Origin of the sequence: Pseudanabaena sp. FACHB-2040 (assembly GCF_014696715.1) — a bacterium.
In the GTDB taxonomy this organism is placed as follows: domain Bacteria; phylum Cyanobacteriota; class Cyanobacteriia; order Phormidesmidales; family Phormidesmidaceae; genus JACVSF01.
On the sequence record NZ_JACJQO010000005.1, the window covers coordinates 200,517 to 215,867 of the forward strand.

Here is a 15,351-nt window from a genome sequence, read left to right on the forward strand (position 1 = left end):
GCGTAGAAGACGCTTTTTTCTATCTCCTACGCCTTCCCTATCTCCCCTACTCATCCACCCCCTACCCCTCACCCTCCCAATAAGTCGCCACCGTCGTTGTGCCTAAAATCAACAGCCCCCCGATCAGCGTTCTCGCATTGGGAATTTCCCCTAGCAAAACTACTGCCAGGAGAATGCCGTAGACGGGCTCTAAAGCGCTAATGACGCTGGCTAGCTGGGTGCGTAGCACTGCCAGGCTCTCGATAAAGAGGGTATGGGCCAGAGCAGTGCAGAGCACGCCTAGAACTAGCAGCAGGCCCAGGCTATAGGGGGTTAGCAGGGCTGCTGACAGGGGCGTGACCAGCAGAAGGCTGAGGCAGGCAAAGACATTTTGGTACAGCGCGATCGCAAATGCCGAATATCGCTGCCGGTAGCCCTTGTTAACGAGCTGCAGCAGCGCGAACGATAGACCCGACAGCAGGCCCCAGATCGCGCCAACGGTGCTGCTGGCGCTAAAGCTGTATTCAGGGATCACTAGAACAACGCCGAAGAGGACTGCGGTTGCGATCGCACCATCACGCCAGCGCCAGCGGGTCTTAAAAAACCAAGGCTCTAGCAGCGTGACAAAGACCGGAAAGCTGGAAAACGTCAGCAGTCCAATCGCCACCGTAGACAGCTGAATGGCTAGAAAAAAGCTGTACCAGTGAAAGGCCAGCAGCCCGCCCAACCCCACCAGTCCCAGCAAATCCCAGCGGCTTGTGGGCCGCAGAGCGGTTTGATACCGCAGCAGCCACAGACCCAGCGCCAAACTGGCAAAGCCCGTCCGACCTAAGACAATGAAGCTCGCAGGAAGGGTCAGAAACTTGCCAAAGAGCCCAGCTAGGCCAAACAAAAAGACCGAGACGTGAACCTGGATCAGTGCCCGCCGCTGAGAATCCATGCTGCCGCAGCAAAGCCTAGTTGCGGTTTAGCCACTTTTGCCCGTTCAGGCGCTGCAGAGTATAGAGCAACATCAGATCGAGCGTTATCTTGCGCTCATCGCCCATGAACTGCTCAACCGTGCTGCCCTTAAAGTCGCCACTGGAGCAGTAGAAGAGCTTTTGGCTACCGATATTTTCATCGGTAAAGGCAATGTTAAATTGCCGCTGGTTCTCCTGCCACTGACCGCTAACCTGCCAGTACTCCTCGCTATCAGACAGCCCGTGAACCTGCAAAGGTTGCTTCTTGAAAGACAGCGCAATTTCTCCCTTAGCATTTTGCTTCAGGGCCTTGTCTAGGCTTGGCAGAAAATCCTGCTGAATGAACTGCTCAAACGGCTTGTCTTCAACAGCAGGCGGCTTTTCCTTCTTGGGCTTAGCGTCACCGGCAGCCGCCTTGGGTTTGGCTTCACCAGCAGCGGCTTTCCCAGCGGCGCGAGCAGCAGGGGCCTTGCCCTCAGCCTCAGGGGCTTTGCCTTCAGCTTCAGGAGCATCACCAGCAGGAGCTGATGGATCCACCTGGGGCGTTACTTCTTTAGGCGGTTTAGGCGTTTGTTCTTCAGCCATGCAGATTACAGCTTCTCAATGCTATTGGCAGTTTAGCTGATTCAGTCTACCCCTGAGGAGCCAAATGCAGCATCTCCCGCCGCAGCGTAGCAATATCCAAGCTGGCAGCGCCGTTGTGCTGAACGCCGACGGCATCGAGATCGGCTTCTACCATCAGCTTGACTAGCTGATCAAAGGTAACAGTAGGTTCCCAACCAAGCTTCTCACGGGCCTTGGCAGGATCGCCAATCAACAGCTCTACTTCGGCGGGGCGCAGGTAGCGGCTGTCGAACTCGACATAGTTCTGCCAGTCCAAGTTGACGTGCTGAAAAGCAATATCGAGGAATTCTTTAATGGAGTGGGTTTCTCCGGTGGCGACGACATAATCATCGGGCTGGTCCTGTTGCAGCATCAGCCACATGGCTTTGACGTAGTCTTTGGCGTAGCCCCAGTCGCGCTTGGCATCGAGATTGCCCAGGTAGATTTTTTTCTGCTGTCCAGCGACGATGCGGGCAACGGCGCGAGTGATTTTACGGGTGACGAAGGTTTCTCCCCGGCGAGGCGACTCGTGGTTAAAGAGAATGCCGTTGCACGCAAACAGGTCGTAAGATTCGCGGTAGTTTACCGTTTGCCAGTGGGCGTAGACCTTGGCGCAGGCGTAGGGGCTGCGGGGGTAGAAGGGGGTCGTTTCTTTTTGGGGAATTTCCTGGACTTTACCAAACATTTCCGAGGAGCCTGCCTGGTAAAAGCGCACCTCTAAGCTGGTGCGCTGCTGGTAGTCGCGGATGGCCTCCAGCAGCCGCAGAGTGCCCATGCCAACGGTATCAACTGTGTATTCGGGGGAGTCGAAGCTGACTCGTACATGGGACTGGGCTCCCAGGTTGTAGACTTCGTGGGGCTGCACCTGCTCCAAAATGCGGCGCAGCATGGTGCCATCGGTCAAATCACCATAGTAGAGAAAGAGCCGAGCCCCTTCTTTGTGAGGATCTTCGTAAATGTCATCGATGCGGTCGGTATTGAATGTGGAGGTCCGCCGGATCAATCCATGCACTTCATACCCTTTTTCGAGCAGCAGTTCTGCCAGGTAGGAACCGTCTTGTCCGGTAATGCCGGTCAGCAGTGCACGTTTGGGTTGGCTCATTCAAATCACCATTCTGGTTAAGGTCAAGCAGGCAAGACTATGCCCAGGGAAGTGGGGCTTCCATTAGGTCAGATTACCCATGCGAAGTGTTTAAGCTACCATACCTGCTTATCGTGGCGCTGCAGCGGGGATCGGTTAGCTATTGGCTGTAAGTATTTATATCAATTCTTTGAATAGCAAATAGCCGCTACTCATCCACCCATCTACTCTCCCACCCCCTATTTGCAGCACTTTTTCTGGAATCGGTATCTAGACAGTGGGTGTTGGCTGTTTAAAGTGACAAAGGTCATTAGCCACTTAGGACAAGGGCCCAATGACTAATGACCAGTGCGTTTGAGCTGTAAATCTAGAGGTCCGCCAGATCTGCAGATTTGGTCAGAATTTTGAGCAGGGCTGCTTTTCTGACCTCAACACGGTCTGAAAACCGTCCAGTTTGCCGGGTAGTAGATAGCTCCAAAATGAGTTGCCTCAGTTCGTGAGCGACCTGCCGGTAGGACTGCATGCGGTTTTGAATTAACAAATCGACTTGAGCTTGAGTGTAGGTTGCTGAAAGTTGCCGCTTCCGAGACTTGGAACCGGGCCTGATGGCTTTGATCGTCATTGTTGTAAATGCTTGGAGGTGAGGGTAGCGTAATGACGACTTCAATCAGCCAAAACGATTGGCTAGAGGAACTCACGTAAATCTGCAGCACTCCCTCAGGCAATTCAGGATAGTTTGTCAACTTTTTACCCTAAAATTTTAGGGCTGCGGGCGCGTCATGAGCTGCCTTGCTACGCCATCACCATACCGCCGTCAACGTTGAAGGTTTGGCCGGTGATGTAGGCGGCAGCGGGATCTACAGCTAGAAAGCGCACCATCCCGGCGATGTCTTCTGGCTTGCCAAAGCGGCCCAGAGGAATGAACTTGAGAATGTCTTCGGTATTAGACAGGCCATCGGTCATATCCGTGGTGATGAAGCCAGGAGCAACGGCATTGACCGTGACGCCTCGGCTGGCCATCTCCTTAGCGATGGTCTTAGTAAAGCCGATCACTCCAGCTTTGGCAGCGCTGTAGTTAGCCTGACCGGGGTTGCCCATCTGTCCGGCCACGGAGGCGATATTAATAATGCGGCCCGATCTCTGCTTCAGCATGGTTTTGGCAACAGCGCGGGTGCAGAGAAAAACTCCCGTCAGGTTGAGGTCAATTACGGCCTGCCAGTCTTCTGGCTTCATGCGCAGCAGCAGGGTGTCGCGGGTAATGCCGGCATTGTTTACTAGGATGTCAACCCGGCCCCATTTCTCTAAGGTAGCGGCTACCAGAGCATCGACCTGATCGACTTTCGAAACATCGGCCTGCAGGGCTAAGGCACTGCCGCCCTGATGGGTAATTTGGGTCACTAGCTCCTCTGCTGCACCACTGGAACTGGCGTAGTTGACCACCACGCTGGCCCCTTCAGTTGCCAGCGACAGCGCCACTGCCCGCCCAATCCCACGGGAAGCCCCAGTAATGATGGCGACCTGGCCTTGGAGGGATTTGGACGCTGCTTCAGACATGGTGACAACCTCGGTGCAATGAATAAACGCTAGAAATATTGACGGCAAGAAGCCTTTCCGCCTGAATATCTTACGGCATTGAGACCTGCCTTCGTTAAAGGTTGTAGATCTCTGCCTGCCAGCGACTGGCAGCAAGGTTAGGATTTAGCCAGAGTGAATTTTTGGGGTAAGGTGATGGCTACTAAACAGCAATTTCAAAGCTTCAGCGATCTATTGACCGAATCTGATCGGCCTGTGCTGGTAGATTTTTATGCCAACTGGTGCGGCCCCTGCAAGATGATGGCGGGCGTTTTGGAGCAAGTAAACGAGCAGCTCAAGCAGCAGCTTAAGATCGTCAAGATCGACACCGAGCGCTATCCTGACCTGGCCAAGCAGCATCGGATTCATGCGCTGCCGACGTTAGTTCTGTTTAAAGCTGGACAACCTGTTGATCGAATCGAAGGGGTGTTGCCTGCCGACCAGTTAGTGCAGCGGCTGCAGCCTCACCTCGTCTAACGGTTTGATAGCTTGTCTAGCGTAAATGGATAGACAAAAGCAGCCTCTGCTAAGGGTAAATGCGATCGCAACTCTAGCCTGTCAGGCGATTTTCCTGCTGGGCGGCAGTGGCGTGGGTGCATCAGAACTGAAACCGAGTACTGATCCCCCTTGCCAAGATATGATGCAGCCCGCTTTGACCCTGGCTACGCTCGAAACGTTTGAGGCGCTGCTGGGGCAGCGACAGACCCATCCAGAGCAGGCGGCGGCTATTGATGCTCAGATAGAGGCTCTGTTTAGCCAGGAGCTAGCCGTCATGGTGATGGACATGGCGGGGTTTTCTCGGCTCACTGTAGATGCGGGGATCATTCCGTCCTTGGCTCAGATCTATCAGATTCGGTCGCTGACGGTGCCCTTAGTCGAAGCTTCTGGCGGACGCATTTTGAAGCTAGAGGCCGACAATGTCTATGCCGTGTTTCCCAGTGCTGAGCAGGCGCTGATGGCGATGGAGAGCGTGCTCAGTCGACTCCAGGCAGAAGACCTGCACGCCAGCATTGGCATTGGCTTTGGCGAGGTGCTGGTGGTGGGGGAGCGAGACGTCTTTGGCCACGAAATGAACTTGGCCTCGAAGCTGGGGGAAGACATTGCCGAAGACGATGAGATTTTGCTCACAGCCGCTGCCTTTGCTGCCCTGCCTGCCTTGCCCCCTGGTGTTGAACCCCTGCAGGCAGAAGTCTCTGGCCTAATGCTCCAACTCTACCGGGTGCCGCTCCAAGAGCGCTGAGGGGATGCGCTAGCATGAAAGACTACGGTTTACAGACCTGGTCCTATGGGGATGGTTTCTTGTGCGATCGCACTTGGCAGCAACTTAGGCGACTCCCGGTGCATCTTGCAAGATGCCCTGACTGCCCTGGATGCCACTGAGGGCATAACGGTCTTAACCCATTCCAGGTTTTATGAAACGGCCCCGGTTGGCCCGCCCCAGCCCGACTACCTCAACTGCTCTGTCCTGCTGCAAACCTGTCTGGCCCCAGAAGCCCTACTGCGAGAACTGCTGCAGATAGAGGCCAGCTTTGGCCGCGTGCGCCGCGAGCGTTGGGGGCCTCGGCTGCTCGATTTAGACCTGATCTTGTTTGGCGATCTGGTGCTGACTACCCCCACGCTGCAAATTCCCCACCCCCGGATGCACGAGCGGGCCTTTGTGCTGGTGCCCCTAGCAGAAGTTGCGCCAGACTGGGTCGAGCCGATCTCAGGCAAGACAATTGCCCAGCTGGTCGAACAGGTGGATTGCAGCGGCGTTCATTTACTCGGCGTTAAGGGAAGTTGAAGAACTGTAAAGTATTTTCCAGAGTCTCCGATCCTAGGCTGGCTAATCCTGGGGAACAGCGCTTCAATTGGTTAGACAAATTGCCGCTGCTTTTTTCAGCCAGCTCGGCAGCTAGTCAGCCCAGCTACCATCAGGAAATCCTATGCCCCTTGGTCATGAACCGCCCCAACTGCTCAAGCAGCGCTTGTTTTACGAGGGCCGCAAGTTTAACTTTGAAGTGATTCGCCTGCGCCTGCCCAACAAAGCTGTTGGCGATTGGGAATGCGTGCGGCACCCCGGCGGAGCACTGGTAATTCCGCTGACGGCAGAGGGCAAGCTGGTGCTGGTGCGGCAGTACCGATTTGCAATGCAGGGACGCCTGCTGGAATTTCCGGCAGGCACGATTGAACCGGGCGAGTCTCCGGCAGAGACGGTGCTGCGAGAAATCGAGGAAGAAACAGGATACCGGGCTCAGACCTGGAAAAGCCTTGGCAAGTTTCCCCTAGCCCCCGGCTACTCCGACGAGATAATCTATGCCTTTCTAGCAACAGATTTGGAGAAGCTAGAAATGCCCCCCGATATGGACGAAGACGAGGATATGGAGGTGGTCTTGATGACCCCTGCAGAGCTAGAAAAAGCAATTTTGGCTGGCGAAGCGATCGATGCCAAATCAATCTCTAGCTTTTTTCTGGCCAAGCCGTTTCTCGACTCGCTGTTACCCCAATTAGGTTTGTAGATCAGGTTGAGCATAGCGAAACCAAACCTACAGGAGCTACAGGAGCCGTAGCTTGGACGTGTTATTACACTTCGTGGTTGTACTTAGCGCCTCGGTAGGTTAGCTGCACCTGCCCGTGGTAAGCCTGGCTGAGCTTGAAGTGCTTGCGCTGCACCCGAGCGCCGCGATAGGTACCGATTTGTTCGGTATTGCTTTCCTGCAGGTTGGGCTGCTGGGCTTCGTAATGTGCGCCACGATAAGACAGTTGCATGATTAATTCCTCAAGGGTTTTCAGGTGCCTAGGTTTTTGGGGGCTGGGACGAAATAGACTGTTTTTCCCGGCATTCCTTACAAACCGTATCTATTTACACAGTTTATATAGGCTAACTGTGCAGCTCAAGGCGTGTAACCCGTAACAAGGGGGATTTTCACAATTCTTCTTATCGTTGAGGCGGCTTTGGGAGGTAATCCTGCTTGCCCTAATCGCTCTGTTGCAGGAAAACAACGTTGAATTAGCCTGCTTTAGCGGTGGCCTCTGCCGTTTGCAGCGCAAACTCTGCTTGGGTGAGCGTGGCCGCCACCTGATACATCACTTCTAGCGGCAGCTCGGGCTGGTTGGTTTGCAGATAGTCTAGGTAGCCGTTAAAGGTGCTGAGCACAATCTGTTTGGTCTGAAGCACAAAGCTGCCTCCTTGCGATTTACCCCAATACTGTATGCCGAAATCTTCCCGGTTGAATGGCCTAGCGAGAGGGTTAGGTGGGCTGCAGATTCACCTCGAAAGCGGCAGAGCATTGTCGTTATACTAAAACCCGGTCATTTTTAACGGGGCGGCGGCGACACAAGGGCATGGCTGATCTGATTCTGTTTTGGCATCGACGCGATCTGCGGATTTCTGACAACTTGGGGTTGGCCGCTGCTAGAGAACGCAGCCCTAAGGTGGTGGGCGTGTTTTGCCTAGACCCTGGCATTTTGGAGACGGGGGACGTGCCTGCGGTGCGAGCCACCTATCTGATGGGGTGTCTAGAGGAGCTGCAGAGCCGCTATGCAGCAGCAGGCAGCCGGTTGTTGATTTTGAAAGGCGATCCGAAGCAGAAAATTCCGGCTCTGGCTGCAGCCCTCGGAGCCCAAGCCGTATTTTGGAACCGCGACGTAGAGCCTTATTCTCGGGAGCGCGATAGAGCAGTGGCTCAGGCCCTTAAAGAGAAGGGCGTCGAGATGCGTACGACGTTTTGGGATCAGCTTTTGCATGGGCCGGGTGAGATTGTCAGCGGTTCTAATGCGCCCTATACCGTCTACACTCCCTTTTGGAGAAACTGGGTGAGGCAGCCTAAGGCGGCTCCAGCTCCGGCTCTAGCAGGCGCTGAGGACTTAACGGCGGCAGAACAGGCAGCGGCAGCAGGGGCGGGTGCGATCGCACTGCCCAGCGCCAAAGATTTAGGCTTTGTGTGGGATACGCCGCTGCTGTTGGCTCCTGGTGAAGCTGCAGCCCAAGAGCGGCTAGACTATTTCTGCAATAGCCAGCCGGTTGAGGAATATGGCGAACAGCGCAACTTCCCGGCTACCGAAGGCACTTCGCACCTGAGTGCGGCCCTTAAGTTTGGCGCGATTGGCGTTCGCACTGTGTGGGAAGCGGCGTTTTCGGCCTTTGAGCGCTCTCGCAGCGACGAAACTCGAGGCAATGTGCAGACCTGGCAGCAGGAGTTGGCCTGGCGCGAGTTTTATCAGCACGCAATGTATCATTTCCCGGAGCTGTCTCAAGGCCCATACCGCGACCCACTTAAGGATTTCCCCTGGGACAATGACGACGACCGCTTTCAGGCTTGGTGTGAGGGCCGCACGGGCTACCCCATTGTCGATGCGGCGATGCGACAGATGAACGAGATTGGCTGGATGCACAACCGCTGCCGCATGATTACGGCCAGCTTTCTCACCAAGGATTTAATTATTAACTGGCAGCTGGGCGAAAAGTACTTTGAGCAGCGGCTCTACGATTGGGATTTGTCGGCCAACAATGGCGGCTGGCAGTGGAGCGCTTCTAGCGGCATGGACCCCAAGCCCCTGCGAATTTTTAACCCAGCTACCCAAGCTCAAAAGTATGACCCCGACGGCGAATACATCCGCCAATGGCTACCGGAGATCCGCCATCTAGATACGGAGCTGCTGGTGACAGGCAAAATTCCTAAGGAGGAGTGCGATCGCACCGGCTACCCCACCCCAATTGTTGATCACAAGCAGCAGCAGGCTATTTTCAAAGCCCGCTACCAAGCGCAGCGGGCTCGAGTCGCCTGAATTAATTCATTCCGACTAAGCAGCATTACCGGCTCAAGGTCTCAAGCTCCTTCCTCATTCGGTAATGCGGCAGCGTCACCTCAATGAATTCTGACCCCTCGACCTGGTATCCCAGTTTTTCATAAAATGCAGTTGCCGTCTTGCGCGCGTGCAGAGTCACCAAGCGAACCCCCTGCTGCCGTAGAATAGCTTCGACCTGCTTTAGCAGCGCTCTCCCGCAGCCTTGCCCCTGATACTCTGGTGCAACCGCCATCTGCCGCAGTTTGGTGGTGGATGAATCCAGCGCGATCGCAACCACACAGGCGATCAGATCATCAGCCGTGAATAGACCAAAGTGCAGCGCCTGGTCTTCGTGGGCTAGATCTTCTGCTGATAGCTTCAAGCCTAAGGGTGCTCTGAGAATGCGATCGCGCAACTTACACTCAAGCGCATATTCGGGTGAGCCAAAGCAAATTCGTTGAAACCTTACTCCATCCAAAACGCTAACTCAGCAGATTGAGTAGAGTCTTTAACCAACTCTTGAGAACGGGCTAGAGAGCCGTTCAACACTAGAAAAGACAAGCTCAACGTCACACAAACAGCAGTTAGGCCGATTTCTAAGCCCGAAACGTGGCGAATTTTGTTGGCGCAGGGGGAGGGGGCGTTTTTGGCTTGCTGCATTTTAGGGGAGGGGGCATCAACACCTTTCATAATCGGTTATCTGCCCTTAGAAGGAGGTGACAGATGACCGGGTATCACCGTGATTTTGTAGGACTTTAGCGGTGATGCTTCCCACCCTTGCTGGTGACTGTAGGCCCGAGCAGACGTGACGCAGGATTGGCGATGAGAGTGATTCAAGTTTTAACTATGCGTGATCTAAATCATAACTGTGAAAGATGGGCTGTTTCTTGCCTCAATCTTCAGCCGCCGTTAACCAAATCAGCCTAAAGACTTAATCTCTAAGCTGTGCCAGGGCGCTAAAATAGAAAGTAAGTTCTGTAGTTATTGATACAGAAAGTTTTCAAAATTAGGGTTCCTCCAGCTATGACTACTCAAGATCGTGCTCGTCAACTAATTGCCCGTCAGCGTCAGCAAAGCCAAAACCGCCGCGCCGCGATGCTGGGTCGCTCTACCCATGAAATCAGCCGCAGCGAAGTAGAAAATGGCCCTCTAGCTTAGAGCTAACGGCTAAATAGTTTGCAAAAGGAGCGACAGCTAAGCTGTCGCTCCTTTTTGGTACAGGGTTAAGGGTTATTCAATCAGCAGGTGCTTGGTAAGCATTCGCATCCATTCGTTGGGTCGCCCGGTAGGCAGCGGATCTGTCCAGTCGTTGGGCTCAGCGAAGTGGAGGATATAGAGATTTTTGATAATGCGATCGCAAGCAATCAAGCTGCCATAAACGACGATATGGGCTTTTTCACGATGGGGCGAAAGCTCAGCAAAAACGGTGGGCGGCTGTGCGCCCGAGTCGGTTGATTGAAACATTGGGTTCTGGTTCCTTTGGTTTGTGGATAGAAACCTTTCCTACGTCTGTCATTGCGAGCCTTGGCGCAGCACTCTCCAGAGGGCAAGCCCCCCTCGAAACAGCTCCGTCTCACCCGCACAACAGGCGTGAGGTCAGGTTGAGGAAACCAGAACTCAAAAACCCTGACCAATCCCGCTACATAGTGCAGTGGAGGATGATCAGGGTATCATCACCCTAGATCTCCGAGGCTGCCTAGTTCAGTTTTGGGGATTTAGCCGTCGGTCGGTGCCGCTAACACCTTCCGGCGGCGTCTAAGGTTTTCGAGTTCTGTATACCGCTGCCGCGTGCGACAGCTTAATGATTGAGCATAGGATAGGGGCGCGGCTGCGTCAACCGTGTTGTGTGCTGAGGGCCCAGAAATTTTGGATTTGGCTGTTATCAAATGGCGCTTTTTTGCGACTTACCTATAGAAGTCCAATTTGGAAGCCTCATTACCCAGGAACGCATGAATGAAGTTTCTCTCACCTCGTTCACCTGCCAGCCAAAGTTTCTTAAATTTAAAAATGAAGTCAGATGAGGAACTGGCCCAGGAAGCACAGCACAGTTCAGAGGCTTTTGCCGAGCTTTACCGCCGACATCTCAAAGCCGTCTACCGCTACCAGTTTGCCAGACTTGGTAATGTTCACGATGCTCAGGACTTAACTGCCCAAACATTTTTGGCAGCCCAAGAAGGCATTGCCAGTTTTCGACGACGGGGCAAGTTTGCAGCTTGGCTCATGGGAGTTGCCTACCGAAAAAACGTAGACTACTTCCGCCGCAAACGCTCGACGCTGCCCTTAGAAGCAGCCACTAAAGTCGAGGATAATTCTATTGCGCCAGAAGACTTTGCTGAGCGGCAATTATCGCTTGATCAGGTGGCTCAAGCCCTTAGCCAACTGACTCCAGAACGAGCAGAAGCGATCGCACTTCAAATTTTTGGTGGGTTGAGCCTTGCTGAAGTGGCCCAAGTCATGGAAAAAAGCCCAGCTGCCGTCAAGATGCTAATTTCCCGCGCGTTGAAAGATCTCCGTAATTACTTAGCAACAACCTGTGAGTAAATATTATGAATTCTAAAGATCAGTCCAGTGAGCTGTCTCAGGCAGATTCAGCCTTACTTTCCCAACTAAGCCGCGCTGCAGAGGAAATTGAGCCAGATTCAACTTTTGAGGCCCAACTAGAAACCAAACTGTTGCAGGCTCGGCAGTCAGCATCGAGAGACACCCATCAACCGAAACTTCCCTCTAGAGGGTTGCGTCGGCGTGCTGCTTTAGTCGCGTATGCTTCGCTTGCGATCGCAGCTGGTTTAAGCATTACAACTATCACCTCCGGATGGCTGCCTGAGTGGGTAGTATCCGCTCTTACCTCAACAATTGATCCCCAAGCAAACGCACAGACCACTGCCCAACTTAAGGAAACGGGGCAAATTTTTGTGCGTGCAGATGCTCAGGAAGTCAATGAAGAGACACAGGAAGTAAGAGCAATTGGCAACGCTGCTTTTATCTATCCAGAAGCTCAAATTGAAGCTAATGCTGATGAAATTCGATATGTGCCAACAGATCAGCAGATTGTTCTCTTGGGTAATGTTCGAATTTCACAGAGAGGCGAGCAATTGCAAGGTACAAGCGCAATTTGTTCAATTGACAAAAAGCAGTGCCGCTTAAGTGAAGATTAAAAATGCGATTCTGCTTAACTTCTGCCAAACCTGTGAGCACTTTTTCTGGTGGGAGAGGTTGCGATCGCACTAAATCCAATAGAACGCCTATGGCAGGAACTCAAGCGGGCTCTAGCTTGGATGCATTTTGATCGCTATGACCTCAAAGCAGTCCAAGCATCAAGCTCGGCGCGGGGTTTCTAAACCTAGCATTAGCTACGTTAACCTGCGGCAATCTCGGACGTAGGTAGAAGTTAGCAACAAAACTGAGAGCGGCGTTTCAAATTAAGTTAAAACGCCGCTCTTAGCGCTGGCTCTTAAACTCCCGATCCTCAGCCAAAGCTAACGCGCGCTACCATGTCGTTGTAGTCAAAATCGCCACCCCCTAGAAGATCTTCAAAGGCAAAGGTGTTGTTACCCAAGAGGCGCACATGGTCTACCCCATCGGTATTGGCTCCGATGAAAGGCGTGTAGATGGTTGCCCCTGCGATCGCTGTTTCCATCGTGCCGTTAGCCACCAGAAAGGGAGCATATAGGGTGTTGCCGTCTAAAGTGGCGGTGAAGGAGGCGCTAGTGTTGTTCTTCACCGCAAAGGCAATGCCTTCCACCCGGTTGCGGAGAGCCGCCTGAAGGTAGCCCATTTCTCCCGGCAACACCGTGGTGCCTGTGAGGGTATCTAAAACGGCTCCCCGTTCATTTTGAACCCGATATAGCCCCAGGGTATTTTCAAAGGCAGCCGCTCGGAAGAGGGTAAAGGTTGCCTCCGTAGGGGTAGCAACTTCCCGCAAATCAATCAGTTCGCCCTGGGTAGTATCCTGAGTACCAATGCCTGAGATGCCGCTCGCGCCAACCGCCCCCAGATTCAGGGACAGTCGACGGTTGCGCGTGACCCAGTCCAGGTTATAACCGTTACCATTTTGAGTGGTGGTAAAACCATCACTGCCCGACAAAATAACGGCTCCAGTGGGATTTTTCCCTAAGCGGAGAGCATCTAGAGTGCCATCTTCTACCAGTAAAAACCGGATGCGATCGCTTGCCCCTAAGGTCAGAGTACGGGAGCTAGGGGCAAATTTATTGGGGGGAGCATTCAAAACCGAGAACACGGTTTTAGCTCGTTGCAAAGCGGCTGCCGAGTAGCCCGTCGTCCCTGGCAAAATGCCATCAATCGAACCCTGGTCGTCATCCACCAGAAATAAACCAATTTCGCTGATACCAGAGCCTCTGTAACCGGTTAAATTTACTTCCAGTGCGATCGCTCCCGTGGCCTGGAAGGTACCCAGAAATGGCTGCACTAAAGCGCCACCGGAGGGCTGGGGAGGAGTGGGTGAAGGCTGAGAAGGAGTGGGTAAGGTATCCCCGTCATCATTGACGATAATGCCGGTTCCCTGCCCGTCCAAGATGGTTGCGTTTGTGGCACTCGCCAGGTTCACTGTAAAGGACTCGTCGGGTTCTGTCACGGTGTCTCCGAGGACCGCAACGGCAACGGTTTGGGTGGTTTCACCAGGGGCAAAGAAGAGGGTACCGCTGGTTGTCGTGTAGTCTTCCCCTGCGATTGCCGTTCCGTTGGCCGTCACAAAATCCACTGAAACTGTCTCCGTGGTATTGCCAGAGCGGGTGACGACAAAAACGGCGTTGACTGTGCCAGCGTTACCTTCCGCCAGCGTGACATCGCCAATGGTGAGAAAAGCGGAAGACGGCAGTGCGCCATTTAGTTCAAACGCCCCGACATCATAGAGGAACGAGCCGTTGTTATCGCCATCTTGGGGGCGGGCAGTCCCCCGTTGATCAAACAGCACTGACCCCACAACTACCCCAGCATCGACGGCGGGGCTACCCGGTTGGAGGGGCCGCACAAGGGTGCCGTTCACGCTTTGGAGAGGCCCCAACTGCGGATCAACGATGAGAATGCCGGGTATGAGCTCTGGGCCGGCGGGGAATTGAATGTTGCCGCCGCCGTTGTTCATGGGGCGGTTGGTCTGCTGGTTGCCGTTGAAAGAAACGCCCGTATTGTTGGAGGTGTTGTTGTAAAAGATGGTGTTGGTAGCGGTGACCCCGCCCGTCTGACCGCCAGCGATCGCACCCGAAAATTCGGCGCTATTGTCGGCCAGGGTGACGTTGGTAACGTTCATTTGGCCGTCATAGGTGGTGATGGCCCCGCCAAAGTTGTTGGGGGCGCGGTTTCCCGAAAAGGTGGTGTTCACAATGTTGGAGTTGGTTTGGTTTACCCACAAACCACCCCCCTGCCCATTAGCCACGTTATTGACAAAGCTACTGTTGACTACCGCGAGGCTCCCCGTTGGGTTGAGGGAGTTGCGAACGTGGGCGACCGCCCCACCGTTGCCGCCGTTGCCGCCACCGGTCAGGGCCGCCACCTGGTTATCTCGAAAGACGGTGTTTTCAATCACCACCGTATCGTCTGGGTCAGCGAATAGGTAGGCCGCGCCCCCTTCGCCCTCAGCCCGATTGCCTTCAAATACGCTGTTGCGAATCACCAAGCTATCGTTCGCGCGATCGACATACACGGCACCACCGTAGCCCCGCAAAAAGTCGCGGGGTTGCCCCGTATCAAACACCGCAGCGGTGGTGTTATTGGCGATGAAGCGGGTGTTTTCGATGGTGATCCGCCCATTAATAACGTTGATGGCGGCTCCATTGATGCCCTGGTTGCCGATAAAGCTACTGTCGCGCACGATTAGCTCGCTACCTCCTGGCCCAAAACCAATGAAGGCAATGCCGCCCGATCCACGCTCATCGTTGCCTGCGGTGGCCTGGTTGTTGATGAAGCGGCTGTTGACGACGGTGACCCCGCCGGAGCGGGCGTTCGTCCAGATGGAAGCACCGCCATTGGTGGCGACATTCTCCAGGAAGGTCACGTTTTCTACGGTCAGGCTGCCCAAATCTTCCGTCTGGATGGCCCCACCGCGATCGCTCGATTGGCCGCGCGTCAAGGTCAGGTTGCGAATAACCTGATTGGTCTGAAAGTCTACATTGGAGCCAAAGCGAAAAATCCGGGAGGTGTTGTTGCCGCTGATGATCAGGTTGGGCGCACCTCCCCCATCAATAATCAGATTTTTTCCAGGAGTAACAAATATTTCACCGCTGGTTAACGTAATTGTCCGATTGGCCAGGCTGGCATCAAAGCGAATCGTATCCCCTGGGCTGGCATTTGCGATCGCATCTCGCAAAGAACCAGCACCACTGTCGTTCGTGTTTGTGACTAGCATGGAGTTATGGAGATATATGGCGGTAAACAGCA

General features: G+C 54.0%; 19 protein-coding genes. 8 read left to right on the forward strand and 11 right to left on the reverse strand.

The window, feature by feature from the left end:
* Positions 1 to 61: 61 nt before the first annotated feature.
* The 5 genes from H6G13_RS04625 to fabG form a co-directional block, all read right to left on the reverse strand.
* Positions 62 to 919, reverse strand: coding sequence for a DMT family transporter (locus H6G13_RS04625; protein ID WP_190481997.1), 858 nt, complete (start codon positions 917 to 919; stop codon positions 62 to 64).
* Between the two features lie 16 nt (positions 920 to 935).
* Positions 936 to 1,523: a DUF2996 domain-containing protein gene (locus H6G13_RS04630; protein WP_190481998.1), complete on the reverse strand. Its 588-nt coding sequence runs from the start codon at positions 1,521 to 1,523 to the stop codon at positions 936 to 938.
* Positions 1,524 to 1,569: 46 nt separating this feature from the next.
* Positions 1,570 to 2,643, reverse strand: a complete 1,074-nt coding sequence (gene gmd / locus H6G13_RS04635; protein WP_190481999.1) for a GDP-mannose 4,6-dehydratase — start codon at positions 2,641 to 2,643, stop codon at positions 1,570 to 1,572.
* 346 nt (positions 2,644 to 2,989) lie between these two features.
* On the reverse strand, positions 2,990 to 3,244 hold the full coding sequence (locus H6G13_RS04640; RefSeq protein WP_190482000.1) for a hypothetical protein: 255 nt from the start codon (positions 3,242 to 3,244) through the stop codon (positions 2,990 to 2,992).
* 170 nt (positions 3,245 to 3,414) lie between these two features.
* The gene (gene fabG, locus H6G13_RS04645; protein ID WP_190482001.1) at positions 3,415 to 4,176 is read right to left on the reverse strand and encodes a 3-oxoacyl-[acyl-carrier-protein] reductase; all 762 of its coding nucleotides are present in this window, start codon (positions 4,174 to 4,176) and stop codon (positions 3,415 to 3,417) included.
* 174 nt (positions 4,177 to 4,350) lie between these two features.
* On the opposite strand from fabG, the gene trxA reads away from it, so the two are divergent.
* From trxA to H6G13_RS04665, 4 genes are all read left to right on the forward strand, one after another.
* On the forward strand, positions 4,351 to 4,671 hold the full coding sequence (gene trxA / locus H6G13_RS04650; RefSeq protein WP_190482002.1) for a thioredoxin: 321 nt from the start codon (positions 4,351 to 4,353) through the stop codon (positions 4,669 to 4,671).
* 25 nt (positions 4,672 to 4,696) lie between these two features.
* Positions 4,697 to 5,434: an adenylate/guanylate cyclase domain-containing protein gene (locus H6G13_RS04655; protein ID WP_190482003.1), complete on the forward strand. Its 738-nt coding sequence runs from the start codon at positions 4,697 to 4,699 to the stop codon at positions 5,432 to 5,434.
* A 45-nt stretch (positions 5,435 to 5,479) separates the two neighbouring features.
* Entirely contained in the window at positions 5,480 to 5,977 is a 498-nt protein-coding gene (folK, locus tag H6G13_RS04660) for a 2-amino-4-hydroxy-6-hydroxymethyldihydropteridine diphosphokinase (RefSeq protein ID WP_190482004.1), read from the forward strand.
* Positions 5,978 to 6,119: 142 nt separating this feature from the next.
* On the forward strand, positions 6,120 to 6,692 hold the full coding sequence (locus H6G13_RS04665) for an NUDIX hydrolase (protein WP_190482005.1): 573 nt from the start codon (positions 6,120 to 6,122) through the stop codon (positions 6,690 to 6,692).
* 64 nt (positions 6,693 to 6,756) lie between these two features.
* On the opposite strand, the gene H6G13_RS04670 is transcribed toward H6G13_RS04665, so the two are convergent.
* Both H6G13_RS04670 and H6G13_RS04675 read right to left on the reverse strand, forming a co-directional pair.
* Positions 6,757 to 6,942 carry a DUF4278 domain-containing protein gene (locus tag H6G13_RS04670; RefSeq protein WP_190482006.1) on the reverse strand — a complete coding sequence of 62 codons (186 nt, stop codon included), beginning with the start codon at positions 6,940 to 6,942 and terminating at the stop codon, positions 6,757 to 6,759.
* A 241-nt stretch (positions 6,943 to 7,183) separates the two neighbouring features.
* On the reverse strand, positions 7,184 to 7,351 hold the full coding sequence (locus H6G13_RS04675; RefSeq protein WP_190482007.1) for a hypothetical protein: 168 nt from the start codon (positions 7,349 to 7,351) through the stop codon (positions 7,184 to 7,186).
* Between the two features lie 167 nt (positions 7,352 to 7,518).
* Between H6G13_RS04675 and H6G13_RS04680 the strand changes: the two genes are divergently transcribed.
* Complete coding sequence (locus H6G13_RS04680; RefSeq protein ID WP_190482008.1) at positions 7,519 to 8,961, forward strand: FAD-binding domain-containing protein; 1,443 nt, start codon at positions 7,519 to 7,521, stop codon at positions 8,959 to 8,961.
* Positions 8,962 to 8,986: 25 nt separating this feature from the next.
* Here the strand turns inward: H6G13_RS04680 and H6G13_RS04685 are convergent, their stop codons facing one another.
* Both H6G13_RS04685 and H6G13_RS04690 read right to left on the reverse strand, forming a co-directional pair.
* On the reverse strand, positions 8,987 to 9,343 hold the full coding sequence (locus H6G13_RS04685; protein ID WP_206756511.1) for a GNAT family N-acetyltransferase: 357 nt from the start codon (positions 9,341 to 9,343) through the stop codon (positions 8,987 to 8,989).
* Positions 9,344 to 9,426: 83 nt separating this feature from the next.
* Positions 9,427 to 9,651: a hypothetical protein gene (locus H6G13_RS04690; protein WP_190482009.1), complete on the reverse strand. Its 225-nt coding sequence runs from the start codon at positions 9,649 to 9,651 to the stop codon at positions 9,427 to 9,429.
* A gap of 333 nt (positions 9,652 to 9,984) precedes the next feature.
* Between H6G13_RS04690 and H6G13_RS29055 the strand changes: the two genes are divergently transcribed.
* Positions 9,985 to 10,119 (forward strand): hypothetical protein, encoded by a 135-nt coding sequence (locus H6G13_RS29055; RefSeq protein ID WP_277882481.1) that lies wholly within the window; start codon positions 9,985 to 9,987, stop codon positions 10,117 to 10,119.
* Between the two features lie 72 nt (positions 10,120 to 10,191).
* Here the strand turns inward: H6G13_RS29055 and H6G13_RS04695 are convergent, their stop codons facing one another.
* Positions 10,192 to 10,425 (reverse strand): hypothetical protein, encoded by a 234-nt coding sequence (locus tag H6G13_RS04695; RefSeq protein ID WP_190482010.1) that lies wholly within the window; start codon positions 10,423 to 10,425, stop codon positions 10,192 to 10,194.
* A gap of 543 nt (positions 10,426 to 10,968) precedes the next feature.
* Between H6G13_RS04695 and H6G13_RS04700 the strand changes: the two genes are divergently transcribed.
* Positions 10,969 to 11,502 carry a sigma-70 family RNA polymerase sigma factor gene (locus H6G13_RS04700; RefSeq protein WP_190482011.1) on the forward strand — a complete coding sequence of 178 codons (534 nt, stop codon included), beginning with the start codon at positions 10,969 to 10,971 and terminating at the stop codon, positions 11,500 to 11,502.
* A 5-nt stretch (positions 11,503 to 11,507) separates the two neighbouring features.
* Positions 11,508 to 12,116 carry an LptA/OstA family protein gene (locus H6G13_RS04705; protein WP_190482012.1) on the forward strand — a complete coding sequence of 203 codons (609 nt, stop codon included), beginning with the start codon at positions 11,508 to 11,510 and terminating at the stop codon, positions 12,114 to 12,116.
* 311 nt (positions 12,117 to 12,427) lie between these two features.
* On the opposite strand, the gene H6G13_RS04710 is transcribed toward H6G13_RS04705, so the two are convergent.
* Positions 12,428 to 15,319: a Calx-beta domain-containing protein gene (locus H6G13_RS04710; protein ID WP_190482013.1), complete on the reverse strand. Its 2,892-nt coding sequence runs from the start codon at positions 15,317 to 15,319 to the stop codon at positions 12,428 to 12,430.
* Between the last annotated feature and the right edge of the window lie 32 nt (positions 15,320 to 15,351).